Genomic DNA, 25,497 nt, shown 5'->3' on the forward strand with positions numbered 1-25,497 from the left:
GATTCGCTATAATTAACCGCGTTAGACATTCATCTGTTAAACAAGGAGTGTGCCGCATGCGTACAACGACGGGTGCCTACGACGGGGAGCGGATCGATACTCTCGATTATTTGCGCGGTTTTGCCTTGATCGGCATCGCGCTTGTTAATGTTCTGACGCTGTTCAAGGTCGGCTCCGGCGCTCCCGGCAGTGCCGACCGCTATTGGTTTGTATTTCTGAATCTCACCGTGGAAGGCCGATTTTATGCGATCTTTTCGTTTCTGTTCGGCATCGGGTTTTCAATTTTCTTGTCCCGGGCCAAGGAGAAAGGCGCAAAAGGCAACGTACTGTTCATACGCCGCCTGCTGGTGTTGCTCGTCATGGGTATCGTCCACCAGCCGTTTCATCCGGGCGAGGCGCTGCTGCCTTATGCGGTGTTCGGATTTGTGCTGCTGCCTTTTCAGAAGCTGAGGCCGGCGGTTAACATGACGCTTGCGCTTGTCCTGTTCGTTCCTGCTGCTTATTACGGAGGCAAGCTGCTGCTCGTCCTGCCGCTGTTCCTGCTGGGCTTGGCTACCGGACAATACGGCGTGTTTGTCCACATCCGGAAGCATTTGCGGGGAATCCGGAGCATTCAGTACGTTACCGGCGCACTCTCCGCCATCGGACTCGTCCTGCAGCTCTTATGGATGCCGAATCAGCCGGAAATGGCGATCGTTGACGAAGGAACTCGCGTTTCCCTCATGAGCCGGCTCGCCGATTACTCGTTTATCCAGACGATGACGGGGCTGGTTATGGCGGCGTTTTACGTCACGACGCTGATCCGCGCTCTCCAGAGCGAGAAAGTCCGCAGCTGGTTAAGGCCGATGCAGGCGTACGGGCGGATGGCTTTAACGAACTATTTGGGGCAAACGGTACTGTTGCTGACGGCCGGGAGCCTGTTCAGGTGGAGCGGTAATCTGGGCGTCGTGCAAACCACTTTAGTATGTATCGGCATGTACGTGATGCAGATGGTATTCAGTATGCTGTGGCTTTCCTGGTTTCGGATGGGACCGCTGGAATGGTGCTGGCGGCTTCTGACGTACGGCAGGCTGCCGGAGATGCGAAAGGCGAGGGGAATGTAGCGTCAGAGGCGGAACCGGTTGCAGGCTTGAGGAGTTTGCTCGCTCGCCGGAAAATGAAATAGCGGTCTTGTGCGAGGCTGTCGATTCATTGTGGACAACCAAGTGGAAAGGGAAAAGATTACCTTCTGGCGAGTTTTGTCTGGAATCCCCTACCTTACAATCCTTATGAAATCAAGGGATTCCGGACAACCTGTCTGAGCAGAAGAAGGTAACTTTTCACTTGGAACGGCCTGCTAACACTTCTACACATTGAATCGACAGGCTCTCTAGCACCTCTTATTTTCGGAAAAAGTGGCCGATTCCACCAAATAGCGGATGTTTGAGGCTGTTATTTGGGGGAAATTAGGATGATCTTGCAGATAGGCTGAAAATAAGCGTCTCAAGAAGCTCCTATTCACATTTTTCTCGTTAATGGGCCGAATTTAGCGTATACGAAAGACTCTTATTGTCGGCGAGGATTCAAGGCGCTGCCATAGCGGACGCCGCCTTACCTCGTTTACCTTACGCCGCTTACCTTCTACCTTACACAGCTTCACCCTTGGCATCATTCATGCCCACTGTAAGTGTATGGAAATGTACAAGCTAGCCTCGGCGGCGCCCCCCCTCCTCTCCGCCAAATAGATAAGAACCGGGCAGTAGTTCACCCGGCTCTTTGTCTTGCCGCTATAACAGATCCGCATCGACTCGATTCCACAGAGCCCGGGATCACGCTTTTTGTCTTGAACACCAGTGATCGTATTCTTCCTGCGCCTTGTCCTTGGCGTAGCCGTAACGCTCCTGCAGCTTGCCCACGAACTTCTCCTTCTCGCCATTGATGACGTCGAGGTCGTCGTTGGTCAATTTGCCCCACTGCTTCTGAGCTTCGCCTTTGAGCTGCTTCCAGTTGCCTTTGATAACGTCTTGGTTCATGGTTATCACTCCTATTCAAGGGTTGGATGGGTGTACAAGAATGTATTACCCCTATTGTTTGACATTCAAACTTTAGCTCCCTGCCTATATCCAACCCATGAGTCCAATCCGGCGCAAAAGGAACCTGCTCTGCAACACTTCCATTATATGCTATATCAACCCTCGCCGTCCGTCACCCGATTAGGTTGCCGCTGCCGATGGCACCTTCACCGTACAACGGCGTCCCATCTACCGCATTACCTGCACCCGCCAGTTGCCCGCAGGCAAGCTTATAGCGGAGCCCGTCAGGTTGGTCAGCACGACCCGGACGAGGTCCGGACCGACAACCATCGCGCTGACGCCGAGACTTCCCGTACTCGTATTGCTTCCGGCCAGAGCAAACTGTCCGGGCAGCGCACCCTGCACCGACACATCATATTCCGCGTAACCTCCGGCCGGTACCGTAACGGCGTTCCAAGCGAAGGAGGCCGTCAACGGAGCCGCATACGGATCGTATCCCTGATTATTAAAGGACGAGAAGTCCGTCAGCATGGTCAGTCCCGTTGGCGCAGCGCCAAACTGATTATGCAGCATTCGGATATTGGCCGAAGGATTAACCGTAAATTTGACGGTAGAGTTTTGCAGATCGTTCGAGTTGACCGTAATACCTTCGCTCGCCCGGATGTTGATTCCCGCAAATGCGGCGCTTGCATTGCCGATTCCGCCGATGATGTTGCCCTCGATCGTCGAATTCGCCACATGGTCCAGCACGATGCCCAGACCGCCTCCCTGGATCACGTTGCCGGTAACGAGCAAATTTTGCAAATTCACGGCGCTGATCGTACGCGTGCCTCCCGGCGACGGCGCATTGCTGCTTAAGATGTTGTTGGCGATCAAATAGCTGGACGGAAGCGGCGATACATTGTTCGGCATTTGCAAGCCGATCAGATTGCGTCCGGACGTACTTTCGATAATATTGCTTTCTATAAGCAGGTTATTTGCCTGGTAGTCTGCACTAATTCCGCGCCCCGTGGACGTTTCGATCTTGTTGCCGACGGCGAGACTGAAATTTCTCGTAGTGCCTGTAAAGGTGACTACCGGCGAATAGGCGAAAGCGATGCTGGAATATTTGGCTGTGGACGTATTGTAGTACGGCTTGCTGACGCCTCCATCCGGGGAATCGTTGGCGTTTCTCAGCGTATTGTTGACGATTTTCACTCCCGTGGACTGGAACATCGCAATATTGTTTTTCCCGGTATGCTCGACGATGCTGTTCACGATCGTCAAATTCCGGTTCGAGCCGCCGGAAATCCCATCCTGACCGATATGCTTCACATGGACGTTCTCGACCTTCGAGTTCGAGGTGGTCGACAGCGTCAGGCCGTTCTGATCATAAATCCCGCTGCTCTCCATACCCGTCGGCCCGGCCCACGTCACATTGTTCCAGTTGCCGTCGATGGTCAGATTGGCGATCCGAATATTGCTGAGCGCCTTGGCCAGCGGGCCGTCGATGCTGGAATTATTGATGACAGTGCGCAGGATCGTGCCGTTCTGGCCGTCCGCCATCTTAAGAATCGATACGCCCATGCCCGAACCTTCGATCGTCACATTGCTTTCCTTGATCAAAAGGCTGTAATTATAATTCCGGGCCGGCGAAGTCCGAGAGACGCTATAGGTTCCCGGGGGCAGGAAGACGACACCGCCGCCCGCTTCACCCGCCGCATCGATCGCCGCCTGAACCGCAGCCGTATCGTCCGCGACTCCGTCGCCTATGGCGCCGTAATCCTGGACCGAATAAATCCGCATCGGATTCGGATCGATCCCGTACACAGCCTGCTGCACAACTTGCCGGACATACTCGCCAATCGCGCCGAATTCCTTGCCTCCCCGAAATTCGGACGAGTCCGCACGTGCCGGCATCGCCGGGGATACCATAAAGAATACTGCCGCAAGAGCTAGCCAATTAAACCATTTCAACCGCATTGTACCGCCTCCCGTATTTATATTAGGGACTGAACCCGGGTGCACCTATTTGCTTTTTTCTTTCTCGACTTCTTTTCTCAGCCTCTCGCTTACATCGTTAAGGGCTGTGTTGATGTCCATCTCGCCTGTTGCGACTTTCTGAAATGTGTTTGCGACCAGATTTTGCTGGGTGCCCAGAGGGACGTCGGCCAGCCCGGCCTCGCGCTTGGCCGTCGGGGGAATCGGCGCATAGTAGTTGACCGCCCCCGTATTTTTCTTGCTGTACACCGGATGGTCTTTCCCAAGGTTGGCTGCGATCTCTTTGCTCGCCAGCGTAGTCGGGATACCGCCGCGCGAGTCCTGCATCTGGACTTCCTCCGACAGCATCGTCATGATCGCCTGGAACGCTTCGCTCTTATACTTGCTCTGCTTCGTAATCGACCAGTAGGCCGGGCCGCGCTGCGGCATCAGCTTCGGGGCTCCGTCCATCGTAGGAGCGGATACGATGTCCCAATTGAGCTCAGGCGGCAAATTGACATAGATGCTGTACTGGTTCACCTGCATCGCGACCCGGCCTTGACCGAATACCGCCCCCTCCTCAACCGCCGTCTTGGCAATCGTATTGTTCGGGATATCGTAAAACCGCTTCAGATTTTCAAACAACGTTTTCCACACGTCCGGATTAGCTAAGCGGTCCGCCTTCGGGTCGAGAATCGGCTGCGAATACGGGTTGTCTCTCAGCAGTGCGATCGTCCCCGCGCTAAATCCCCGATAGATCCGATCCCCGTCTACCCTCGTCAGCTTTTTGGCTAATTCGTAAACCTCGTCCCATCTCATTCCGTCTTTCAGGTAAGGTTGGCCGAACTTGTCGAACAAATCTTTGTTGTAATACAGCACTTGGGGAAAATAAGGCGGAACGGGTAAGCCGTACAGCTCTCCGGTCTTGACTACATCGACGATTTCCTGCACGAACACCGGATTGAACCGGCTTGTCGAATAGTTGTGGACGTTCAACTGCTCCCGCAAGTCGTAAGCCAGACCGAGGTCGATATAGGACGTTTTCAATGAAGGAATATCGGTTCGGATCAGGTCGGGAATGTCGCCTTGGGCGACGAGCTCTTGAATCGAGGAGCCTTTGTCGCTCGTTCTGAACTTGAACGTAATATGCGGGAACTTGCTCTCCAGCGCCTTGCGGAATCGGGAGTCAAACTCTTCCGCCTTGACTCCCGCCGCATAAATTGTCATCGTGAACGGTTCCGGAGCTTCCTTCGCCTGCTTCTCCGGCTGGCCGTCCTCCTTCCCTCCTCCGCAAGCGGTTAATGCAACCGTTCCCAACAAACATACAGCCGTAAATAACCGTTTCATCCTTCGCACCCTCCGACTAATTCACATCTAAATTCATATTGATATGAATTAATAGTTAAAAACTCTTCATTAATTCACATCATGATTATAATGATATTTAGAAAGCGCTGTCAATGCATTGTTTTTGTTTACCAAAAAAACGTATTTCACACTTCATTCTGTTGCAAACTAACTTCCCAAACAAAAAAAAGAGAAATAAATATCCTCTACCCCCTTTTAATCCATATGTAATTCATATACAATCATAATATCAATTAGATCGAAAGGTGAGATTATGTCCGAGAAAGCTAGCCGCAAAACGTTCCGAGCCCGCCTTCAAACGATGGTTCAGCAGCTGCGCAGCGGCATAATAGAGGGCACCTACTCCATTGGCGACTATTTGCCTGCCGAGAGCACGCTCGCCGAGCAATTTCAGCTCAGCAACAATTCGGTGCGCAAAGGACTCGAGGTGCTGGTGGACGAAGGCTTTATTGTCAAAATCGATAAAGTCGGCAGCCGTGTGATCAAGTCGGCGGAGCGGGAACGGATCACTGTAACCGTAGGCTGCATGCCTTCAATAACGCGGGATTTGGAGTTTATGCGGCTGCTCGATGATTTCCACGCCCTTCATCCTGCAGTTGCCGTCAAACCGGTTACCGGAACGGCAAGCGGTCTATTCACCAGCCGCACCTATATCGAATCGATCAGGGAGCAGATGGAGAGCGGCTCGATTGACATTTTCACGCTCAACAACATGAATTTCAACGAGCTCGCGGAAAGCGGCTATACGGGGCTGCTGGAGGAGCAGCAGGCAAATGCGGGTATCTATCCGTTCCTGAACGAGGCTTTTACTGCTGACGGCACCTTGTATGTACAGCCCGTAACATTTTCGCCGGTCGTGCTCTGCTACAACCGGACTCATTTCGGCGAAGCGAAGCTGCTGGAGCCGGACTCCGGATGGAAATGGAACGATCTCGTTCAGGCAGCGGCCCGGCTGACCGTGCCCGGTCAGAAGCACGGCTTTTACTTTTATCAAGTATCGGAGAACCGATGGCCGCTCTTCCTGCTCCAAAGCGGCGAATCTTTTCTACGGGATGGCGGTCTTCCGGGGGACATACGGGGAACCCGGCTGATGGAAGGCATCCGGCTGTGCGGGGAGCTGATCCGTGATAGAGACATCTTCCCGGGCTACTTGTCCGAGAGCAGCACGGATGCGAGCCGTCTGTTTCTGGAAGGAAAAATATCGATGATGCTGGCTACGTACAGCAGTTTAAACGACCTAAAGCATTCCGGCCTCGACTACGACATATCGCCGGTACCTTATATCCATATCCCGATTACGCTGCTGCTCTCGATCGGTATGATCGTGAACAAGCGCTCCAAGCATAAAGAAGCGGCCCGGCAGTTCGTAGACTATATGACCTCCGAAAGGGCGCAGAGTCTGATCCGCCGACACACAGTCAGCATTCCCGCCATGAAGCAGGCTGCAGAAGCTCCGGTCCCGGAGGAACCCCGGCTGAACCGGCCGAGACACTATTCGTTGTTCCGCGAAATCATTCCTTCGTACCGGCTGCATTCGGAGCTCCACTGGCCGGCCCGGGATTTCGAGCCCCTGCGCCATCTGCTCAAAATGTTCTGGTCCGGTCTGATCGACGAACACACATTGAGCGAACGGATCACATCTCTGCTGCGGAAAGACGGTGCATGCTAAACGAATCAGAATCCGGCCGTCCGACTGCGGACAGACGGCGAAACCGCCCGGCATCGGACAGGAACGAACCCTTGACGGACACGCAGAGAGACGCGGGTATGCTCAGCGGCAATACGAGTCCGCCCGCCTCACTCTAAGATTCATACGGCAAAGAGGCAGCCCGATGGCTGCCCCTGACCTCTTTACCTATTGTCGCATCAAGCCTTCAAAGACACGATCATATCGACCTCAGTCGAGGATCCGAGCGGAAGCGTGTGAATGCCCAGAGCGGCCCGGGCATGCTCGCCGGACGATCCGAACACGCCGATCAGCACCTCGCTGCCTGCGTTCATGATGACCGGATGCTCCGTAACATGATCGGCGCAGGACAAAAAGCCGTTGACTTTGAGAATTTTGTCCACCTTGTCCAGACCGATCTCGCGGTCGAGCGATTCGAGACAGTTAATGACGGACAACGCCGCCGACTTCTTCGCTTCTTCGATCGACACGTCGACGCCGATCCGCCCTTTGTACAGCAGTTCTCCTCCGGAGAACGGCACGTGACCGGACACATAGGCGAGATTCCCCTCCACCCGTACCGGCAAAATGACGCGAGGCCCGCTGCTTGCAGGAGCAGGCTTAAATCCTAGCGATTGTTTAATCTCTTCATACTTTTGACGATCCATGTTCCATCCGCCTCCATGATCTTTGATTGATAGGATATGGCTTTCTGCTGCGACTATCTCCCGCAGGCTGTCTCATCTTCCTAACTCTACCGTTTGCTTTTACTGCGTGTCAATAACGGGGTTCGCTTCAACCTTCACGACGAAACCGTAAGAAGCGTCTCCCCCGAACGTATCCTTCCCGTCCCATACCGCCCTGACCGCGTAGAAATAAACCCCTTCCTGCTCCGGAGCGGCGAAGCCGCCGTTCATCAGCTGGATCTCCGCCATCGTCCCGTCCGCATGCAGCCGGTACAGCAGCAGATGGGTCGGCCGGTTGTTGCCTTTGAAGGAAGTCCGGATAGCCGCCCCGGGGGCGACCGCCTGTATCGGCAACTCCTGGGTTACTCCAAGCAGGCTTCTCTCGGCGCACCCAAACCAGCAATACGTACCGACAGCTACAGGCAGCTCAACCCCGTCTGCGATGACGGCCGGTATCGGGGGCCCCAACGCCCCCGCATCAGAATCGGGGCCCTGATACGTGAAAAAGCCGCCAACCAGCAGCACATCGGCATATCCTGAAAGATCGGCTCCGCCTTCCACCGGAGTTTCGAAACGCTGCACCCGATAAGGTCCGCCTTCCGCATCCTCATGGAAGCGCTGGCTAATACCGGCTCGCCCGATCACTTCGCTCTGCCCGTCGTAGAAGACCAGATCTCCCCGGAACGCATAAGGTATCCTCTCCCGCGCTATGGTGGACATCGTATCATCCAGCAGCACCAGACCGGTCACCACCGAACTCCCGTTTGTTTGACTTACCTGTAATCCGCCAACGTAAATCTCCGGGTAATCCGGATCGTGCAGCAGAGGCCCGGCTTCGTTCGACAAAACGGATACGGTCCGGCTCCGTTCGTCGTAGCTGACGGCGGCTCCCATCTGCTCGGCCATATAGCGAAGCGGAACATAGACATGACCGTCATAATTCAAGATCTCGTACCCGGCAGGCAGGGCAGCCGCTTCCCCGTTCATATGCAGCGACACGGCAGCTTTCACCGCCTGCAGCACCGACTCTCCCGCCGCCCAGACGGAGCTGCCCGCCCCCAGCATCATTCCCAGCACAAGTCCGAACAACACTTTCTTCATCCGCATCCTCTCCTAATCTGTCCCGGCCTCCAGACGGCCGAGTACTATTTTCCAATATATACCTAATTAAAACAGGAAAGTTGTGCAGGCAGCACAAAAAGAGAGCCGCCCACAGGCAGACTCTCTTCCGGTATAACGCTATATCTGCTTCACCACTTCTTGCCGTCCCGTCTCTCCCCGAACACCTGAAGCTCCAGATCGCTCAGCCGGCGCTGCATCTGGCTAAGCGGGTCCTCCGGTTCGATCCGGCTTTCCACGTGCCGCTCCTGAACCAGGGCCTCCAGAGTCTCGATCTTGCCTTCGAGCTCCTTCAGGATCACCACAAAGCGTTCGTAATCTTTGATGATGATATCCAGATATTCGTTCACTTGATCCTCATTATAACCCCGCAGCTGCTTATCGAACTCGTGATTGTATATATCCAGCGGGCTTAAAGACAGCTTGTATTTGCTCAAATGCGATGCATTCCGCTCGGACATCTGCTCAGCGCCTCCTTATTCTTCGGACAGGCTGCTTTCCTTCAGGATGACGTCATGAGCGCCGCCCTCAACGATGCTGGTTGCGGATACGAGCGTAATTCTCGCCTTCTGCTGCAGCTCTTCAATGGAGAGTGAACCGCAGTTGCACATCGTCGATTTGATTTTGCCGATCGTCTTATCGAGGTTTTCCTGCAGACTGCCCGCGTACGGCACATACGAGTCGACACCCTCCTCGAACAACAGGCCCTGCTTGCCGCCCGTGTCGTACCGCTGCCAGTTGCGCGCACGGTTCGAGCCTTCGCCCCAGAACTCCTTAACGAAGTTATTGCCGACACGCAGCTTGCGGGTCGGGCTCTCGTCGAAGCGGGCAAAGTAACGGCCCATCATAACGAAATCCGCGCCCATAGCCAGCGCCAGTGTAATATGATAATCGTGCACAATGCCGCCGTCCGAACAGATCGGAACATAGATGCCCGTTTCCCGGTAGTATTCGTCCCGGGCTTGCGCAACTTCAATGAGAGCGGATGCCTGGCCGCGGCCGATCCCTTTCGCCTCACGGGTTATGCAGATCGAACCGCCGCCGATTCCGACCTTGACAAAGTCCGCTCCCGCTTCGACCAGATACAGGAAGCCTTCGCGGTCCACGACGTTACCCGCTCCGATCTTGGCGTTAAAGTTCGCTTTCACGTACTGGATCGTCTCGCGCTGCCATTCGGAATAACCGTCCGACGAGTCGATGACGAGCACGTCGACTCCGGCTTCCACCAGAGCAGGGACTCTTTCCTCGTAATCCTTCGTATTAATGCCGGCTCCAACGATGTAGCTTTTGTTCGAATCGAGCAGCTCCAGCGGATTTTCCTTATGCGCGTCGTAGTCTTTGCGGAAAACGAGGTATTCGAGGTTTTGATGGCCGTCCACGATCGGCAGACAGTTCAGCTTATGCTCCCAGATCAGATCGTTCGCTTCCGACAGCGTAATCCCGGACTTGCCATAAATAAGCGAAGAGAACGGCGTCATAAAATCGGCTACCCGCTTATCCTGCGCATCCCGGCTGACCCGGTAATCCCGGCTCGTTACGATCCCGAGCAGCTTGCCGGTCGGCAAGCCGTTGTCCGTAATGGCGACGGTCGAGTGCCCGGTCTTCTCTTTTAACTGCAGCACATCTTTTAAAGTATGGTCAGGAGTTAAATTGGAGCGGCTCACGACAAATCCGGCCTTATAGCCTTTTACCTTACGAACCATCTCCGCCTGGTCTTGCACCGATTGAGAACCGAAAATAAACGAAATTCCGCCGCACCGCGCCAAAGCGACCGCCATACCATGGTCGGATACCGCCTGCATAACCGCAGATGAGAACGGAATGTTCAAAGATACGTCGGGCTTCTCGCCCTTCTTAAACTTTACGATCGGCGTCTTCAAGCTGACATTGGCCGGCGTACAGTCCTTTGTCGTCAAGTTCGGCAGCAACAAATATTCGCTAAACGTCCTCGATGGTTCTGTGTAATAATAAGCCACTTTCCTCTGCCCTCCATTATTTGTTCTCGATAAATTTTTGCAATCATACCATACGATTATGAAAGAAGCAACGGATATTTTTGCATCTTGAGGTTCTTCTATGAAGGATGCCATATAAGTTGAACTAAAGATAAGTCCATTCCATTCCGGAAAAAATTGCTTGAAGCTTCAGACATCTTGTTTGGAGTGTCTCGATTTGAATTGGCCTTCGGATTGTTGACACTCCAAGCCAAAACTCGCTTTCAAGCTAATTTCTTTTCTCCATTGCATTGAGTTTTACCATCGAGGATGTTTGTTCAACTTAATATAGCAATCAAAGTAAAAAAACCTCCAAGCCTGATTCTGCATGGAGGGAATACTTGATTGACCGGCTGCCCGGTTACAGAACCCCGATCACGTACCTTAAAGGGTCACTCGCGCTTACGACGGTAAGCTGCGTATGCGTATCAATGGATGCGACCAGCTTGCCGCCGGAGGTGGCGACATTCAGGAAGTCCGTCCCGGGCCGGAAGCCAGACGTATACCAGCCTCTTGCGATTTCGTGGCGCAAACCGCCGCCGGAGACGGAGCCTGTCGCGATGATCAGCGTTCTGTATTTCGTTATATCGTCATTCAACACGACCGTTCCGCTGGAAACATTCAGACTCCCGGTCAGCATACGCTCGCCGCTCTCCATAGCGATGACGGCGTCAGCCGAGTCGCTGCGAATCGTTCCGGACACTCCCGGTGCGGCCGTATTGCCCGAGATCTTCACGCCCGTGCTGCCAGCGGGGATGTAGATCGCGTATTTGTAATTATTCGTATAGCCCGCGTTACTGAGCGAATTGCCGGCTATGTCTACATTCGAGCAGTTGTCGGCACGAATGCCGTAATATTGCCCGTGTTGCGCCTGACCGACTCCCCGAAAGACGTTATTGCGCAGCACAAGATCGTCCGTATTCGTTATATAGGCCCCTTCGCGATTAGAGGTCGACCCGATGTTGCCGTCCACCACAATCCCCGCTCCCCCGATAATTCGAAAAGGCGAAAACGCGATGTTGTTCAGCACATTGCCGCATACCGTGATGTCGGCGGAAGGCTCGTCGAATACGCTGCTCGTCTTGCGGGAAATCGTAATGCCGTGCAAGCCGGCATAGCTTACGGTATTGTTGGCAATAATCGTATTCCGGCACGAGTATACCGCGATCCCCGCACTTCCCGTATTCTCGATTGTATTGCCAGCCACCACGGCGTTCCGGTAGCTTTCCGGCTTGATCGCAATATCGGCGATCTGGTTGAAGTAGTTGTTCACGATACGGATATTGCTGTGAAACACCTGCTTGCCCGCACTGTCGTACTTCGAGCCGTGAGTGCCAACTCCTCTATGTCCGTTCACGAACGTACAGCCCTCGATCAGTACGTCGCAGCATGGCGTATCGTCGAACGCGCCGAATGTGGGGAACGCTTCGGCTGAGGCGAAATCGATCTGCACCATCTCGTATTGGCCGGTCGAAGCGACCACCTGGTCCTGGAACAAACAGTGAAGCAGCTTGACATTGCGGCTCGAATTGAATTCGATGATATGCCCGTTATGCCCGTTAATAAACCGGACTCTCTCGATATGAACACTGTCGGCGTGGGCAATGCCGAACGCCTGGTAGTTGCGCGACGGGTTGGTCGGAGGAAACGTATTCCCGCACAGATCGATCGTCCCGCCGATGACCGTGATGTTGCCATCGCCGCCGTAGCCGCTTGCATATTCAGCATCGCCGATATCCCCGTTCACGAACAGCTTCAGATTGGAGTCGGGATTTCCGAGCTTTTTCAGTACGGCCCCATCTTCCATTTTGATCGTCGTATGGCTGTACAACCGGAGCACCCGGGTGATGACATATTGTCCGGGAGGCACGTAAACGACTCCGCCGCCCCTCATCTTCATATGCAGCAAAGCTTGTTCGAACGCCCCCGTATCGTCCGTCACTCCGTCTCCAACCGCTCCCAGCCGCTTCACATCGTACCAGCCCTCCGTCCCGTGCCGGTCCGGATTAGGGTGACCAGGGTAAACGCTTTCCGTAACCGATAGGTTCCCGCGTCCCGATTGCTCCCAATCGGCAGACTTGCCGTGAGCGATTGCCGCTCCGACGGAGCCAACCGCCATAACGGCACCGGCTGCGCCGAGCGACTGCAGCAGCTTTCTCCGGTTGAATCTGGCCTCCGACGAAGGATTGTCGTATGAATTGTTCGACATCCCGCCCACCTCCCGGTGTTTTATTGTCCCTTCGCTTTAATGCTGTTGTTGATCGCCTCTTCCGCATCTCTCAGCGCCGAATTCACGTCCTTGCCCTTCTGGAATATATTGCGGAGCTCCGCCTGGATCAACGTCATCGAGCTTGTATCATGCAGGGACGGCGTATACGGAGCGGCGGTTGTCGTCTTAAACACAGCTGCAATATTTTTGCCTTTCAGGAACGGCAAGTCTTGCCCGAACGCCGTCTTGTATTTCTCGTCTTTCATGATGCTGTTCCTGCCTTGCTTCGCCATATCGAGCTGGACTTCGTCGGAGATGACGGTCGTCATCACTTTAAACACCTCGTCCGGATATTTGCTTATACTCGTCGGCACCATAATGTGCAGATCCGCTCCCATTCCTTTGCCCGGCGCTTCGGGAAATACCGGGTAGGCTGCAAAATCCCAATTGAGATCGGTCAGTTCTCCCAGCCGGGCGGTCGTGATGATGTTGACATCGGCCAGCATGGCGAGCGTCCGGTCTTTGGTGAAAGCGTTGATGCCGGCCGTTTTCCATGCATGCTTGCCGTTGCCCGGTATGGAGTAGATTTCCGCCGCCTGAAGCAGCACCTTTTTCCATAGCTCATTATTAATAACGGCACGGTTCGTCTTCGGGTCCACGAACGGCAAGGACAGCTGCATCGCCATCCGTTCCGGAACGTTAGGCTCAAGTCCGCGGTATTGGGTCGTCCCGTCCATACGGGTGAGCCGCTTCGCCAGCTCCGTCGCTTCCTGCCACGTCATTCCGTCTTTCGGATACGGCACGGCGAATTTGTCGAAAATGTCTTTATTGTAATACAAGGCGCTGAAGCTTCTGGTGTACGGAATCGCTACGAGATCGTCTCTCTGCGCGGCGGCTTGGATCGCTTCCAGCGTCTGCGGCTCGAATCGGGCCAGATCGACCGAATGCTTCTTCAGCCCTTCCGTAAGCGAGGTTAGCAGCTTGGCTTCGCTGATCGCGGGAATTCCGTTGACGTTATTCGTTACGATAATATCGGGCACACCGTTCGATGCCAGCATCTCCGGAATGAGCTTGTCGTCGTAGTCGACCCGTTCGACCGTAATCCACGGGTAAGCCTTGCTGACCGAATCGGCAAAAAACCGTTTAAATTCTTCATCCGTCAAATAACCGCTCTTCTTCACCCCGATCTTGATCGTTACCGGGTCCGGGGCTTTCTCTTCCGGCTTGGCGGCAGGTGCAGGTTCCGCGGACTGCGAGCATGCGGCGAGTACAATCAGCGCCGCAGCGGGAACGATGTAGCGTAATGCCGCACCTATCCGAATCGTTACTTTTCTAGAATGGATCATTTGCGAGGACTCCCTTCCCATCGGAAATTTTCGTAATCGATTACATTTCAGACAAACCCGTTCGTTCCTGTTTGTACGATCCTGCATCCGGCAATAACGATCGATTTCTTCGCACTACACCGTTCGGCCATCCTCACCCCCTCAGCTTAATTCATTACTGCCGGAACGGGAAGCAAAATTTTGCAACCGTTTTTCGTAATCGATTACATTCCAGAGAACATTACATTCCCTTGCCAATTTTCAAGATATCATCGGTATGTTAACTTGCGGTAAAGAATTTGTAAAGATCGGGAACTACCGCCCGTCGGAACGTCCCGCCCGCCTGAAAAACGTCTCCATATCGTTCATCCCGTACATGCCGATGGTGGAGAAACGGAGCCGCTGCCCGCTAATCGCCGGCGCAAGCTGAGCATGTAATCGCTGTACAGCCTCCTCCGCCTTCTCGCCCAGCTGTTTATTGGCCAAATATCCGATCGAGACGTGCGGCCGGTACTGCGGTGCGGCTGTCGGAAAGCCGAAACGCTGTTCGAACTCGCCATTCAATCGATCTCTTTCCTTCTCAATGCCGCTAAGTACAGCTTCCGCCTGGCTGTCCGTTGGCTTTAGTCTGGCTACAATCGAGGCGTTGTTCCATTTCTCCAGGCAGTCGTATTCGAATTCGATCGGTTCAATGCGGATGCCGATCGGTTCGCCGTCAGGAACGGTAAGAAGCGGATGTCGGGAATCGAACGAGGCCGGCAAGCTTCTCAGCCACTGCTCCGCTTCTAACCGGGCCCGATCGGGCAGCCTGCGGACATTGAAATCGTTCAGGCCGTCCCACACCGTTACGTGATAAGAATGAAACGGCAGCGCACAGAACAAGTAAGTGCAGACGAGCTCGCTCGCTTTACTGCTTGCGTCCCACAACGTTTGATAAAAAGCAAGCTCGGGACTGCCGCTGCGGCAGTCCATCTTCTCCAGTTCCGGGTAACCGTTTAATCTGGAGTAACTGTCCCCCGGATTGTCGAACAAGAGGGAAAATCCTTTGAACGGTGCCCACACAGGTACGAAGCCGCTCACTTTGGGATTGGCAATCATCTTCATTGGATAACCCCTTCCGGTTGCAAGGAATCGTGCAGCAAGTAGATGCATGCATGCTTGTTTGTCTTTTGTAATCGATTACATATCTTTCAAAAGAAAATCGTCCCTCTTTGCCGCCCTCGCCTGGGGTCGGGTACATCTCCGGCCGAATGTGCTCCGTCCCCGCCCGGTACTTTAGCCGCCTGCCCGTCCGTCCGGTTCGCCGAACGCTTTCAACGACCGGACCTGCGGCTCTGCGAGGCTTATGTTTCTCGCACTTCCAAATGGTGCGGCAGCAGGATCAGCCCCTCTTCCTCGTCGCCCGATTCGCCCTGCAGCTTCTCGATAAGTTTGCAGACCGACGTGTAACCCAGATCATACAAAGGTTGGACGATCGAAGTAAGGGTCGGATTCGTAATCTCCGCCACAAACGTGCCGTCGAAGCTGACTAATCCAACCCCGGCGGATAAGCCGATCGACTTTTCCTTAATCCCTTTCAGCAGATAGGACGCCTGGAGGTCTGAATGAGTCAGGATGCCGTCGATTTGTAGTCCTTGGCCGAGTATGCCGTTTACGATTTCTTTGACATGTTCGAATTTGTTTTTCGCTCCGGCGATTAATTCCGGCCGAAACGGGATGCCCGCTTCGTTCAGCGCCTCCTTGTACCCTTCGATCCGGGCGGCAACGGAGCTCGACGCACTGTTTCCGGCAATGTAGGCGATATGGGTATGACCGCGGCGGATCAGTTCCCTCGCTGCCTCATAACCTGCTTTTTTGTTATCGATCGCTACGCAGGCCGCTTTAATACCCGGATAATATTCGGTGCACAGAACGACGCTGTATTCGTCCACAAGCGTTTCGAGCAATTCCTTGCTCACACTGGACGAAACGAAGACGATTCCTTCCGCCAGATTGGTCTTGAGCATATTGATGTAAGTATCCAGTATCCAGCGCTTCGATTCGATCGTTCCGATAATGATGTTGTAGCCTTTGTCGTAGGCGGCGGCCTGCGCTCCCCTGGCAATTTCCGAGAAGTACGGATTGGACATGGAAGGCAGCACCATCACGACTGTGCGGCTGGCCTGCTTTCGCAAATTTTTGGCGAGCAGGTTCGGCTTGTAGTTCATTTCTTTGATAACCTGCAGCACTTTATTCTTCGTGGCGGGCTTAACGACCGGATCGTTGTTCAGCACTCTGGATACCGTCGCGACCGAAACGTTGGCTTGCTTGGCAACCTCTTTAATGGAGCTCATGAGCGGGCAGTTTCCTTTTAGCTGGAGTCGGCTGACATCCGATTTGTAATCGATTACAAAACAATTAATATAACGTTATATTAGCAGAAACCTACATAATTATCTATACCTTTATAACCATCTGCCCGAAAATTTTACGGGGTAACGGGAACAGCTGGAGATTGAAGTTTCGGCAGCCGTCCTTTCCCGTCGCCCGGGTCGGATACAGCCGCACTCCCATAGTCCTGCGGGCTGCCTGCACCTTACATCCGTACAACCAAAGAGACCCGCCAGGCGGCTGTCGCCGAGCGGGCCTTGATGCCGCTCCCACTTCAGGGGAGCGCTGTCTGTACCGATGCTGTGTAATTATGCCGATCCGCGGCGTCCGGTAAACAGCGAGATCAGGAACAAGATCAGGAATATGAAGAACAGCACCTTCGCGATCGAAGCGGCTGCGGATACGATGCCGCCGAATCCGAATATGGCGGCTACAATTGCGATAACGAGGAATAAAGCGGCCCAGCTTAACATATGCATCACCTGTCCTTTTGGGATTATGGATGTCCGACGTTTTGCCGGTACATTTCATTACCCGCTGCCCCCCGAATGAAACATGACGCGTTTTCTCGCCCGGACCTCCCCTTTTATTCGCTGTCGCTTGCCGTTGATTGCGTCTTCTTCGTAACTTCGCATCAGACCGCGATTCCCCTCGCGACAAAGTCATTCCTGCTGGAAACCTTATGTTTCAACCTGTCCTCCCCCGGTTAATAAAAGCCTAGTACGATGCCGGACCGGAAGCGGCGAGGCTTCACCCATGTTGAAATGTTTATCCGCATCCAGCACCGGCTTCGTACACAAGATCGGCATTCGCCCCACCGGGGCAACGAACAGGAGGCGTTCACTATGAACGAAAAAGTTTTCTTGAAAGTAGTCGATAACGGGGCTAGGGCGATGGAGGAAATCAACACGCTTCACCGTCAAGGCTATTTGCCTGAAGATATTTTCGTCCTGGCGCACGATAAGGATCGCACCGAGTACTTGGCGGGAGCGGCGGATGTCAATACGATCACTTTGGAAGAAGAAGGCGTCATCAAAAGTATCGCCAATATGTTCCGCTCCAGGGGAGACGAGCTGCGCTCCAAGCTGGAGGCGATGGGCTGTACCCCTCGCGAAGCGGAAATGCATGAAGCGGAGCTGGACCGCGGCAAGGTGATCATTATGGCGAGAGCCCGGTCCGCGACTCAGAGGATATTGTAGGATGCGACCATGAGCCAGCCTGCCCCCGACCGGGGAAGCTCCGGAACAGGCAAGGAATGAGAGCCCGCCCGCTCTCATTCCTTCTTGTCGTTTCAGCCCGGGTGGACAGCCTTTTGGCCGATAAGATAGTATAAACGTACAGCTAACGTGAGAACATCGCCGGATATTCGAACGATTCCATCGATAAGGGAGCAGCAAACGATGCGCATTATGATTGTAGATGATAACCCGATGAACGTGATGGTCGTAAGGGAGATGCTGAAAAAGGCCGGCTACGCCAAAATCGAGACCGCTTCTTCCGCCGGAGAAATGTTCCAGCATCTCGGCCTGGTCGATCCCGCGCCGCTGCCGCCGCCCAAGATCGACCTGATCTTGCTGGATATGATGATGCCGGGCATCGACGGCATCGAGGCGTGCCGGAGAGTGCAGCAGTCCGAGCAATGGCGCGATATCCCGGTCATTATGGTGACGGCCGTCGGCGATTCGAACAAGCTGGCGGAGGCGCTGGATGCGGGAGCAAGCGACTTCGTCACCAAGCCGATCAACCGGGTCGAGCTGCTCGCCCGAATTCGCGCGGCGCTTCGCCTGAAGGCGGAGATGGACTGGCACAAGGAGCGGGACCGGCGGCTCCGCGAGGAGCTGGAGCTGGCCCGGCAGGTGCAGGCTGCCGCGCTTCCTTCCCCGGTGGAAGAACCCCGCTTGTCGATCCGCGGGCTGTACCGCCCCGCTGACGACCTCGCGGGCGATCTGTACGCCTGGTACCGGATCGACCGCGACCGTTACGGCATCGCCGTCATCGATGCGATGGGGCACGGGATCTCGTCGTCGCTCGTCTGCATGTTCGTCGCTTCCGCTCTAAGGGATGCGATCCTGACCCGAGTCGATCCGGAGTTCGTCATTCGCGAGTTGAACCGGAGGACGATGCAGCTTCAATTTTCGAATCCGCTCATCCAATATTACTTCACTTGCCTGTATGTGGTTGTAGATACATCCCGCGGTACCGCCGAATATGTCAACGCCGGCCATCCTCCGGGACTGTTGTCCCGGGGCGACGGCTCCGCGCCGGAGCGGCTGGAGCGATGCTGTACGGCAATTGGACTGTTCGAGCAGATCGAAGTCGAGAAACGGGTGCTCGACCTGAACGCAGGCGACCGTTTGTTCCTCTACACGGACGGAGTGCTGGAGCTGATCGAATCCGGCGAGGAACAGCGCGTCGACCGGCTGCTGGACGCTTTGCTGGAAAGCGGAGCGGACTGCGCAGCGCTGGAGAACCGTTTTTTCCTCAAGCCCGAGCCTGACGCGCGCCAAGACGACCGTTGTCTGGTTGTCGTCGAAGTCCGCAAAGGAGACAGCTCCTGATGAAAATAAAAACGAAGCTCGTCATGGGCTACGGCCTGCTCGTCGCTCTGCTGATCGTCATTACGACGATCGGCTACGAACGGATGGCCAATATGAACGATGCCCTGGAGAAGTTTTACACGATGCGTTATGCCAAAGTAAAGCTGACCTCCACCATTCACGGGGATGTCAACACCGCCGCCCGGGAAATCAACAACGTCCTGCTCGATGCGGATGGCCCCAGAAGCCGGTTCGACGTCATCGATCAGTCGGTCGATAACGTCATCCGGCAGCTCGCCGAGCTGCAAAGCCGGGTGCAGGAGCCGGCCGAGCAGCAGCTCGTCGATACGGCCGTCCGGGAAGCCGAACGGTTCCGGACCTTCAAGGACAATGTCCTCTCGATGCTGATGGAAGGCCGGATGAGCGCCGCGCTCGAATACCGCAGGACGGTGGGCAACGACACGCAGAAAGAGTTTCTCGGCAGTCTGGAGAGCTTGTCCGGCTATCACCAGCGGGCGCTCGACGCCGAGCTGGCGGCCTCGCAGGCCACTTACCGCCAATCGGTCAGCGCGACGGCCGTCCTGACCGTGACGGGCATCCTGATCGCGCTGTGCATTATGCTCTGGGTCATTCCGAGCATCACGAAGGGACTCAGCCTGCTGACCGGCATGGCCCGAAAATTCGGTCAGCACCGGCTGCGGTCGCTGCAGCGTATCGAGGTGCAATCGAAGGACGAGCTCGGCCAGCTGGCCCGGGTATTCCAAAGAATCGCGATGGACCTGCACGCCAAAAACGAGCTGGAAGCGAAATACAACATGGCCAAGGAAGAGCAGGCCTGGGTTAATACGCATATGGCGCGGATTACGGAGCTGCTGGAGCACGCCACCGATATCGGACAGGTGGCGCAGACGTTCATCACCGAGTTCGCGCCCGTGCTCGGAGCGCAGTACGGCGCCATCTACTTGTACGACGAGCTGCGGCGCACGGACAGTCTGACGCTGCATGGCGTGTATGCCGCAAGCGGCGACGTGGTCGTAGAGCCGTCGTTCCGGACCGGCCAGGGACTGATCGGCCAATGCGCCCAAGATGGCAAGCCGATGACGGTGGACGGCATTCCGGACCATTATGTCCGCATCCGGTCGGGCCTCGGGGAAACTGTACCGGCGCAGCTGCTTATTTATCCGGTCCGCTTCCGCGGCGACGTGATCGGCGTGATCGAGCTCGCCTCCCTCCTCCCGTTCACCTTCATCCGCCGCGAGCTATTGAAGCAGCTTGCCGAGAAGCTCGGCACCATCCTGAACACGATTCACGACCGGCTGCATGTGGAAGAACTGCTCCGGCAATCCCGGGCGCTCACCGAGGAATTGCAAAACCAGTCCAAGGAACTGATGCGCTCCAACGAGATGCTCGAGAAGCATACGAGACAGCTGGAGCGCTCCGAAGAGCTGCTCCAGAAGCAAAGCCTTCTGCTTATCGAGGCGAAAGAAACGGCGGAGCTTGCTTCCCGGGCCAAAAGCGACTTTTTGGCTGTCATGAGCCATGAAATCCGCACTCCGATGAACGGGGTTACCGGCATGACCGATCTGCTGCTCGAATCCGATCTGCAGCCGGAGCAGCAGGAATACGCCCTAATAATCCGCAAAAGTATGGATGCGCTGCTTAAGGTGATGAACGATATTCTCGACTTTACGAAGATGGAGTCCGGGAAGATGGAGCTGGAGGAACTGCCGTTTCAACTGGATGCGTGCATCGCCGAGGCGGCCGATCTGTTCCGCGCGGAGGCGGCGAAGCGTAACCTGGAACTGCTGGCCGATATTGACCCGGCCGTACCCGGCTGGATTGTCGGCGACCCGTCGAGGCTGCGGCAGGTGCTGGCGAATCTGATCGGCAATGCGGTTAAATTTACCGAGTCCGGCGGTATTTACGTGCTCGTTCGTCTGGCCGAGGAACCTGCCGACCGGGCCGATTCGGCCGAAGCAACGGATGTGTCGGAGGCCGCCGCTTCGGATGGGCCCGCCTCGGATACTATGGATGCTGCGGGTGCGGCCCCCTCCGACACCGTTTATCTCGAATTTGCCGTCAAGGATACCGGAATCGGCATCCCGCAGGATAAGGAAAGCAGGCTGTTCCAGCCGTTCTCCCAGCTCGACGCCTCGATGTCGCGCCGTTACGGCGGAACCGGTCTGGGGCTGGCGATCTGCAAGTCGCTCGTGCAGCTGATGGGCGGGGAAATCCGCTCGGTCACGGAGGAGCGGGACGGCGCGCTGTTCGTATTCACGATCCGCGCATCGCGGCTCGATGCAGGCAGCGCCGGCGGCGATCTCTCCTTGCGGGAGATGGCTGCCTCCGCCGATAACGCAGCCGAAGAGTTTGCCGCCCGGACGTCCGGAGTCCCCTTAACGGCGGTTATCGCCGATACGCGGCCTTACCGGGCGCTGTTAAACGCCGGTCTGCTTCGCCGGCTCGGGTACAGCTCCACCATCCTGAACGCCTCCGATCCCGCAGAGCTGCGCGAAGCCGTCTCGGCGCAAGACCCCGCCAGCCTGCTCGTGTTCGGAGCGAAGCTGCCCGGCGCGGTTCCTCTCGCCAAGGAGCTTGCCGCCGCAGGGCGGCGAATCGTCCTGGTGGCGAACCGCGACGGCGAAGCCGCTCTGCTCCCGGCGGAAGAGGCAGCCGGCGGCCTTGTCGCCCTGGCGAAGCCTCTTACGCTGAACCGCTGGAAGGAGGCGCTGCTGCGTTAGCGGTGCCGTTTATCGTTTCAACCGTCCCGCCCGGGGGTAATAATAGACAGGGCCGAGAGGCCAATCCAAGCGGCGGGAGGTAGATTGCGATGGAAAGAACGATCGGTATATTTCAGGAAGAGACAGGTGTGGTACGCGCGGTCGAAGCCCTGGAAGCGCAAGGCTTCGGTTCGGAGTCGGTCCGGATCATTGCCGGCAACGGCGACCGCGCGCAGCGGGTGGTAGCTGAAACCGATATGCCGGTGGACCGGCTTCGCGGAGAAGAGGCATACGCAGGCGGCAGGCCGGAGCCGCTTGAGGATCGGGTGCCGTTCGGGCCGATCGGCATGCTGGGAGCAGCCGCTTATCTCACCCATCCCTCCGGCTATTCCGCACCCGGCTCTGCAGACGGATACGTCGGACCGGTAATCGGGGCAGCCGCTCTCTACGACGGGGACAGCAATGCAAGACATAAGATTGATGCGCTCGGACTCAAGGAGTCGGATACCGACTACTGTCTGGACCGAATCGAGCAAGGCGGGCTGCTGGTCGTCGTCGACTCGGACCGGACCGGCCGGCCTTATGCGGAGTCGGCTCTGCGGGAAGGCGGAGCTTCGACGATTTTGTAACCGACCGGCATGACAGACCGGCCGCGGGCCGCTCCCGGACTACTGTTCCGGGATGCGGCTCTTTTGGGTTGCCTTGGACTCGCTTGGGGAGCGGGAGAGGCTCGGAGAGGCCCCTCCTGCCTCCCTTTCCGCTGTATAGATCGAGCAGAACCAATTTCCTGCTGAGTTAAGGGTTGAGAGTTGATCAGTTGGGCAGTTGGGCAGCTGGGCAGTTGAGAGTTGAGGAACTGAGTAATTGGGGAGTTGAGCAACTGAAGATCGGAGGAGTTGAGGAGCTAAGCAACTGAAGAGTTGAACAACTAAGGAGCAACTGACGAGCTAAGCAACGGAGCAACGGAGCAGCAGAGCAGCAGGATAAGAGTCGATTGCACCTCTTATTTTAGAGTAAATTCTAATATTTTGAAAAATAAGAGGTGCATAAGGCTGCAATTTTAGTCATGCATCCATAGATACCTCCGGAAACCCAATGGAATCCCTCGATTCGAACACCCCAGCGGGATTCACACCGCCCCCGGCACAGACTTTGGCGCACACTTCCCTTTTTTCCACACCGCGAGCGACCCTGGCGCACGGTGCCCGCGCAGCCTCGTGTGACTGCGACACCACTCGCAATCCGGACCCGGCACCCGGGCCCAGCTTCTAACCAACACTCTTCCCCGGTATCTCCCCCATTCCCGCAGACGCTTTCTATCCTCTATTCCAAGCTGCGGCTATCTTTTACTTATTGGGAAAACGGAACATCCTATCTGCTATCGCTAAAAAAAGGCCGCTCCCGCTTACGGCCCGCACTCCCGATTCCCCATACGGGTTACCCGAGAAGAGCTGCGCGCGCAAGACGGGAACGGCCCCTCTCCGCTTCTATTTCTTTAGAACATCGGAAAGACGTATTTGACGAGGAAGTACAGGGCGCCGAAGAAGATGACGATGTATGCCGCATATTTGATAAAGGTTGACGCCACCAGGCTCGAATCCATCTTTTTCTCCACATTGGTTTTCTCGATTTCGACGTTCCGGTTTTGTTCGATAGCCATACGATCGCTCCCTTTCCGTCTTGTATAGTAGCGAAGCAACGCTTACTTGTCGTTACCCGCTCCAAGTCTTTCCTAAACGATTTGTTTTTCGATGCCGCCGGCATGTTTCAACCCGATTTTTTGTGGTTAAATAACAATAGACGTTCGGATAAGGGAGATGAACCGAGTTGAACAAGCATACCTCTGATAAATTAAAACTGCGCACCGAGACCCAGGAAGGCCGGTGCACCGTGTATATAAGCGGCGAGCTCGATCTTGAAGTCGCTTCACAGATGCGGGCGGTCATGGAGCCGCTTGTCGAGCTCTGTGACCGGATCCTGACGTTGAACCTGAAGGAGCTCCGTTACATCGACAGCACCGGGATCGGCATTCTGATATCCGTGCTGAAGGCGCGTCACGCCAGGAACGGGTCTTTCACGGTAGAAGCGATTCCGCCCAATATCAAGAAACTGTTCGACATGACCGGCATTACGCCGTTCCTCACCCAAGTCGGCCCATCGTCGGCCGCTCAAGCTCACTAAGAAAGGATCGATACAATCCAGATGAAATCCGTTGAACCGACTGTCACGCTTCGCGTTCCGGCCACGGCGGAATACGTCGACCTGGTCCGGTTAACTTTATATGGAATTGCCTCCAAGATGGGATTTTTGTACGAGGAAATTGAGGATATGAAGGTGGCGGTTTCCGAAGCTTGCAACAATGCCGTATTGTATGCTTACGAAGGAATGGGCATGATGGAGATCCGTTTCCTGATTGACGGGGATGCTCTCTCCATTACCGTAAAGGATGAAGGAAAAAGCTTTAGCGTGACAGCGGCGGATGCTCAGTCGTCTCCATCGCTGCACGGCAAGACGATCGATGAAATCGAAGCCGGGGGGCTAGGTTTATACTTGATGCAGGCGCTTATGGATGAGGTCGAGGTAAACGGCGGTGCCGGAACCGAGGTCGTCATGACGAAGCGTCTGGGCAGGAGTGAGGAGATGGCATGAGCTCTAACCCGGCATGGCCTTGCCCGAATTCGTCTGCTGCACTGATCGTCGAGTATCAGCGCAACCCGAGTGACGATTTGGCTACAACGCTCATCCGGCAATACGAACCTATGGTCAAAATGGCAGCGGGCAAAATGTCCCGAAATCGTCCCGATCTGTACGAGGATTTAATTCAGGTCGGGCAAATGTCGCTTCTCCGCTTGTTCGACCAGTTCGACGCCGGAAAGGGCAGCCCGTTCGAACCTTACGCTATGAAAAGCATTATCGGGCATATGAAAAATTTTCTTCGCGATACGTCCTGGTACATTCAAGTGCCGCGCCGCATTAAGGAAAAAGGCGCCCTGCTCCAACAGGCGGTCGACGAATTGACGATCCGGCTGGAGCGTTCTCCGAAGATCGAGGAAATCGCAGACCACCTCGGACTGTCGTACGAGGAGACGATGGAGGTGTTCGCCGGACGCGAGCTGTATCACTACGTTTCCCTCGACACCCCCGTATCGGAGGAGGAATCCACCTCTACGCTGGGCGATCTGATCGGCGCGCCGGTTAACGATTTCGAATCTGTGGATAACCGGATGGATCTGGAAGCGGCGCTGGCTCACCTGAAGCTTGAGGAACGAAAGGTGCTGTCCCTCGTCTTCGAAGCCGGGCTGTCCCAGCGGGCGATAGCCGAACAGCTTCACGTCTCACAAATGAGCGTATCCCGCATTCTGAAAAGGGCTACAGAAAAGCTGAAAGCGCTGCTGGAGAACGAGAACCCGGAGCCGTAGCTTCGCCCTTCGCGCGCTGCGGCAGGCAAAGCAGAACCAAGACGGCGCGTACGGCCCGGAGCCGACCGGAGAACGGACGTGCCTCTTCGGAATGGCCGGGACCGCAATGCCGA

The 25,497-nt window shown here is 55.5% G+C and carries 22 protein-coding genes; 9 read left to right on the plus strand and 13 right to left on the minus strand.

Features of this window, described 5'->3' with window-relative positions; all coding sequences use genetic code 11:
- Positions 1-56 precede the first annotated feature (56 nt).
- Entirely contained in the window at positions 57-1,103 is a 1,047-nt protein-coding gene (locus PV433_RS32440) for a DUF418 domain-containing protein (protein ID WP_332076098.1), read from the plus strand.
- A gap of 705 nt (positions 1,104-1,808) precedes the next feature.
- On the opposite strand, the gene PV433_RS32445 is transcribed toward PV433_RS32440, so the two are convergent.
- From PV433_RS32445 to PV433_RS32455, 3 genes are all read right to left on the minus strand, one after another.
- Positions 1,809-2,012, minus strand: coding sequence for a CsbD family protein (locus PV433_RS32445; protein WP_332076099.1), 204 nt, complete (start codon positions 2,010-2,012; stop codon positions 1,809-1,811).
- 228 nt (positions 2,013-2,240) lie between these two features.
- Complete coding sequence (locus tag PV433_RS32450) at positions 2,241-3,974, minus strand: right-handed parallel beta-helix repeat-containing protein (protein ID WP_332076100.1); 1,734 nt, start codon at positions 3,972-3,974, stop codon at positions 2,241-2,243.
- A gap of 45 nt (positions 3,975-4,019) precedes the next feature.
- Complete coding sequence (locus PV433_RS32455) at positions 4,020-5,318, minus strand: ABC transporter substrate-binding protein (protein WP_332076101.1); 1,299 nt, start codon at positions 5,316-5,318, stop codon at positions 4,020-4,022.
- Between the two features lie 274 nt (positions 5,319-5,592).
- Between PV433_RS32455 and PV433_RS32460 the strand changes: the two genes are divergently transcribed.
- On the plus strand, positions 5,593-7,008 hold the full coding sequence (locus tag PV433_RS32460; protein ID WP_332076102.1) for an extracellular solute-binding protein: 1,416 nt from the start codon (positions 5,593-5,595) through the stop codon (positions 7,006-7,008).
- Between the two features lie 197 nt (positions 7,009-7,205).
- On the opposite strand, the gene PV433_RS32465 is transcribed toward PV433_RS32460, so the two are convergent.
- The 9 genes from PV433_RS32465 to PV433_RS32505 all read right to left on the minus strand — a co-directional run bounded on the left by PV433_RS32465 (position 7,206) and on the right by PV433_RS32505 (position 17,181).
- Positions 7,206-7,673 (minus strand): RidA family protein, encoded by a 468-nt coding sequence (locus PV433_RS32465; RefSeq protein WP_332076103.1) that lies wholly within the window; start codon positions 7,671-7,673, stop codon positions 7,206-7,208.
- A gap of 99 nt (positions 7,674-7,772) precedes the next feature.
- The gene (locus tag PV433_RS32470; RefSeq protein ID WP_332076104.1) at positions 7,773-8,792 is read right to left on the minus strand and encodes a stalk domain-containing protein; all 1,020 of its coding nucleotides are present in this window, start codon (positions 8,790-8,792) and stop codon (positions 7,773-7,775) included.
- 149 nt (positions 8,793-8,941) lie between these two features.
- On the minus strand, positions 8,942-9,271 hold the full coding sequence (locus PV433_RS32475) for a DivIVA domain-containing protein (RefSeq protein WP_332076105.1): 330 nt from the start codon (positions 9,269-9,271) through the stop codon (positions 8,942-8,944).
- Between the two features lie 15 nt (positions 9,272-9,286).
- On the minus strand, positions 9,287-10,786 hold the full coding sequence (locus PV433_RS32480; protein ID WP_332076106.1) for an IMP dehydrogenase: 1,500 nt from the start codon (positions 10,784-10,786) through the stop codon (positions 9,287-9,289).
- A 379-nt stretch (positions 10,787-11,165) separates the two neighbouring features.
- The gene (locus PV433_RS32485) at positions 11,166-13,013 is read right to left on the minus strand and encodes a right-handed parallel beta-helix repeat-containing protein (RefSeq protein ID WP_332076107.1); all 1,848 of its coding nucleotides are present in this window, start codon (positions 13,011-13,013) and stop codon (positions 11,166-11,168) included.
- A gap of 20 nt (positions 13,014-13,033) precedes the next feature.
- Positions 13,034-14,359 carry an ABC transporter substrate-binding protein gene (locus PV433_RS32490; RefSeq protein ID WP_332076108.1) on the minus strand — a complete coding sequence of 442 codons (1,326 nt, stop codon included), beginning with the start codon at positions 14,357-14,359 and terminating at the stop codon, positions 13,034-13,036.
- Positions 14,360-14,653: 294 nt separating this feature from the next.
- Positions 14,654-15,442 carry a hypothetical protein gene (locus PV433_RS32495; RefSeq protein ID WP_332076109.1) on the minus strand — a complete coding sequence of 263 codons (789 nt, stop codon included), beginning with the start codon at positions 15,440-15,442 and terminating at the stop codon, positions 14,654-14,656.
- Between the two features lie 239 nt (positions 15,443-15,681).
- The gene (locus tag PV433_RS32500; RefSeq protein ID WP_332076110.1) at positions 15,682-16,671 is read right to left on the minus strand and encodes a LacI family DNA-binding transcriptional regulator; all 990 of its coding nucleotides are present in this window, start codon (positions 16,669-16,671) and stop codon (positions 15,682-15,684) included.
- Between the two features lie 345 nt (positions 16,672-17,016).
- Positions 17,017-17,181: a DUF1328 domain-containing protein gene (locus PV433_RS32505; protein WP_190929866.1), complete on the minus strand. Its 165-nt coding sequence runs from the start codon at positions 17,179-17,181 to the stop codon at positions 17,017-17,019.
- Between the two features lie 372 nt (positions 17,182-17,553).
- Between PV433_RS32505 and PV433_RS32510 the strand changes: the two genes are divergently transcribed.
- From PV433_RS32510 to PV433_RS32525, 4 genes are all read left to right on the plus strand, one after another.
- Positions 17,554-17,907, plus strand: a complete 354-nt coding sequence (locus PV433_RS32510) for a general stress protein (RefSeq protein ID WP_190929853.1) — start codon at positions 17,554-17,556, stop codon at positions 17,905-17,907.
- Positions 17,908-18,108: 201 nt separating this feature from the next.
- A complete protein-coding gene (locus PV433_RS32515) occupies positions 18,109-19,266 on the plus strand; it encodes a PP2C family protein-serine/threonine phosphatase (protein WP_332076111.1) in 1,158 nt (385 codons plus the stop codon).
- Complete coding sequence (locus PV433_RS32520; RefSeq protein ID WP_332076112.1) at positions 19,266-21,986, plus strand: ATP-binding protein; 2,721 nt, start codon at positions 19,266-19,268, stop codon at positions 21,984-21,986. Before PV433_RS32515 ends, PV433_RS32520 begins: the two co-directional genes overlap by 1 nt.
- 89 nt (positions 21,987-22,075) lie before the next feature.
- Positions 22,076-22,594 carry a hypothetical protein gene (locus PV433_RS32525; protein WP_332076113.1) on the plus strand — a complete coding sequence of 173 codons (519 nt, stop codon included), beginning with the start codon at positions 22,076-22,078 and terminating at the stop codon, positions 22,592-22,594.
- Between the two features lie 866 nt (positions 22,595-23,460).
- Here PV433_RS32525 and PV433_RS32530 read toward each other — a convergent pair.
- Positions 23,461-23,625 carry a hypothetical protein gene (locus PV433_RS32530; RefSeq protein ID WP_190929849.1) on the minus strand — a complete coding sequence of 55 codons (165 nt, stop codon included), beginning with the start codon at positions 23,623-23,625 and terminating at the stop codon, positions 23,461-23,463.
- 167 nt (positions 23,626-23,792) lie between these two features.
- Here PV433_RS32530 and PV433_RS32535 point away from each other — a divergent pair, with 167 nt between their 5' ends.
- Genes PV433_RS32535 through PV433_RS32545 form a run of 3 tightly spaced genes read left to right on the plus strand, consistent with a single transcriptional unit; the run spans position 23,793 to position 25,384 of the window.
- Positions 23,793-24,146 (plus strand): STAS domain-containing protein, encoded by a 354-nt coding sequence (locus PV433_RS32535; protein ID WP_190929848.1) that lies wholly within the window; start codon positions 23,793-23,795, stop codon positions 24,144-24,146.
- 21 nt (positions 24,147-24,167) lie between these two features.
- Entirely contained in the window at positions 24,168-24,614 is a 447-nt protein-coding gene (gene rsbW, locus PV433_RS32540; protein ID WP_332076114.1) for an anti-sigma B factor RsbW, read from the plus strand.
- Positions 24,611-25,384: a sigma-70 family RNA polymerase sigma factor gene (locus PV433_RS32545; RefSeq protein WP_332076115.1), complete on the plus strand. Its 774-nt coding sequence runs from the start codon at positions 24,611-24,613 to the stop codon at positions 25,382-25,384. Before rsbW ends, PV433_RS32545 begins: the two co-directional genes overlap by 4 nt.
- Positions 25,385-25,497: the final 113 nt, after the last annotated feature.

The organism is Paenibacillus sp. GYB004, from assembly GCF_036577605.1.
Classification (GTDB): Bacteria; Bacillota; Bacilli; order Paenibacillales; family NBRC-103111; genus Paenibacillus_AB; species Paenibacillus_AB oceani.

Excerpts from the sequence above, each read along its gene's own strand:
- PV433_RS32440 (WP_332076098.1), top strand. The coding sequence starts at position 57 with ATGCGTACAACGACGGGTGCCTACGACGGGGAGCGGATCGATACTCTC.
- PV433_RS32445 (WP_332076099.1), bottom strand. The coding sequence starts at position 2,012 with ATGAACCAAGACGTTATCAAAGGCAACTGGAAGCAGCTCAAAGGCGAA.
- PV433_RS32450 (WP_332076100.1), bottom strand. The coding sequence starts at position 3,974 with ATGCGGTTGAAATGGTTTAATTGGCTAGCTCTTGCGGCAGTATTCTTT.
- PV433_RS32455 (WP_332076101.1), bottom strand. The coding sequence starts at position 5,318 with ATGAAACGGTTATTTACGGCTGTATGTTTGTTGGGAACGGTTGCATTA.
- PV433_RS32460 (WP_332076102.1), top strand. The coding sequence starts at position 5,593 with ATGTCCGAGAAAGCTAGCCGCAAAACGTTCCGAGCCCGCCTTCAAACG.
- PV433_RS32465 (WP_332076103.1), bottom strand. The coding sequence starts at position 7,673 with ATGGATCGTCAAAAGTATGAAGAGATTAAACAATCGCTAGGATTTAAG.
- PV433_RS32470 (WP_332076104.1), bottom strand. The coding sequence starts at position 8,792 with ATGAAGAAAGTGTTGTTCGGACTTGTGCTGGGAATGATGCTGGGGGCG.
- PV433_RS32475 (WP_332076105.1), bottom strand. The coding sequence starts at position 9,271 with ATGTCCGAGCGGAATGCATCGCATTTGAGCAAATACAAGCTGTCTTTA.
- PV433_RS32485 (WP_332076107.1), bottom strand. The coding sequence starts at position 13,013 with ATGTCGAACAATTCATACGACAATCCTTCGTCGGAGGCCAGATTCAAC.
- PV433_RS32490 (WP_332076108.1), bottom strand. The coding sequence starts at position 14,359 with ATGATCCATTCTAGAAAAGTAACGATTCGGATAGGTGCGGCATTACGC.
- PV433_RS32495 (WP_332076109.1), bottom strand. The coding sequence starts at position 15,442 with ATGAAGATGATTGCCAATCCCAAAGTGAGCGGCTTCGTACCTGTGTGG.
- PV433_RS32500 (WP_332076110.1), bottom strand. The coding sequence starts at position 16,671 with ATGAGCTCCATTAAAGAGGTTGCCAAGCAAGCCAACGTTTCGGTCGCG.
- PV433_RS32505 (WP_190929866.1), bottom strand. The coding sequence starts at position 17,181 with ATGTTAAGCTGGGCCGCTTTATTCCTCGTTATCGCAATTGTAGCCGCC.
- PV433_RS32510 (WP_190929853.1), top strand. The coding sequence starts at position 17,554 with ATGAACGAAAAAGTTTTCTTGAAAGTAGTCGATAACGGGGCTAGGGCG.
- PV433_RS32515 (WP_332076111.1), top strand. The coding sequence starts at position 18,109 with ATGCGCATTATGATTGTAGATGATAACCCGATGAACGTGATGGTCGTA.
- PV433_RS32520 (WP_332076112.1), top strand. The coding sequence starts at position 19,266 with ATGAAAATAAAAACGAAGCTCGTCATGGGCTACGGCCTGCTCGTCGCT.
- PV433_RS32525 (WP_332076113.1), top strand. The coding sequence starts at position 22,076 with ATGGAAAGAACGATCGGTATATTTCAGGAAGAGACAGGTGTGGTACGC.
- PV433_RS32530 (WP_190929849.1), bottom strand. The coding sequence starts at position 23,625 with ATGGCTATCGAACAAAACCGGAACGTCGAAATCGAGAAAACCAATGTG.
- rsbW (WP_332076114.1), top strand. The coding sequence starts at position 24,168 with ATGAAATCCGTTGAACCGACTGTCACGCTTCGCGTTCCGGCCACGGCG.
- PV433_RS32545 (WP_332076115.1), top strand. The coding sequence starts at position 24,611 with ATGAGCTCTAACCCGGCATGGCCTTGCCCGAATTCGTCTGCTGCACTG.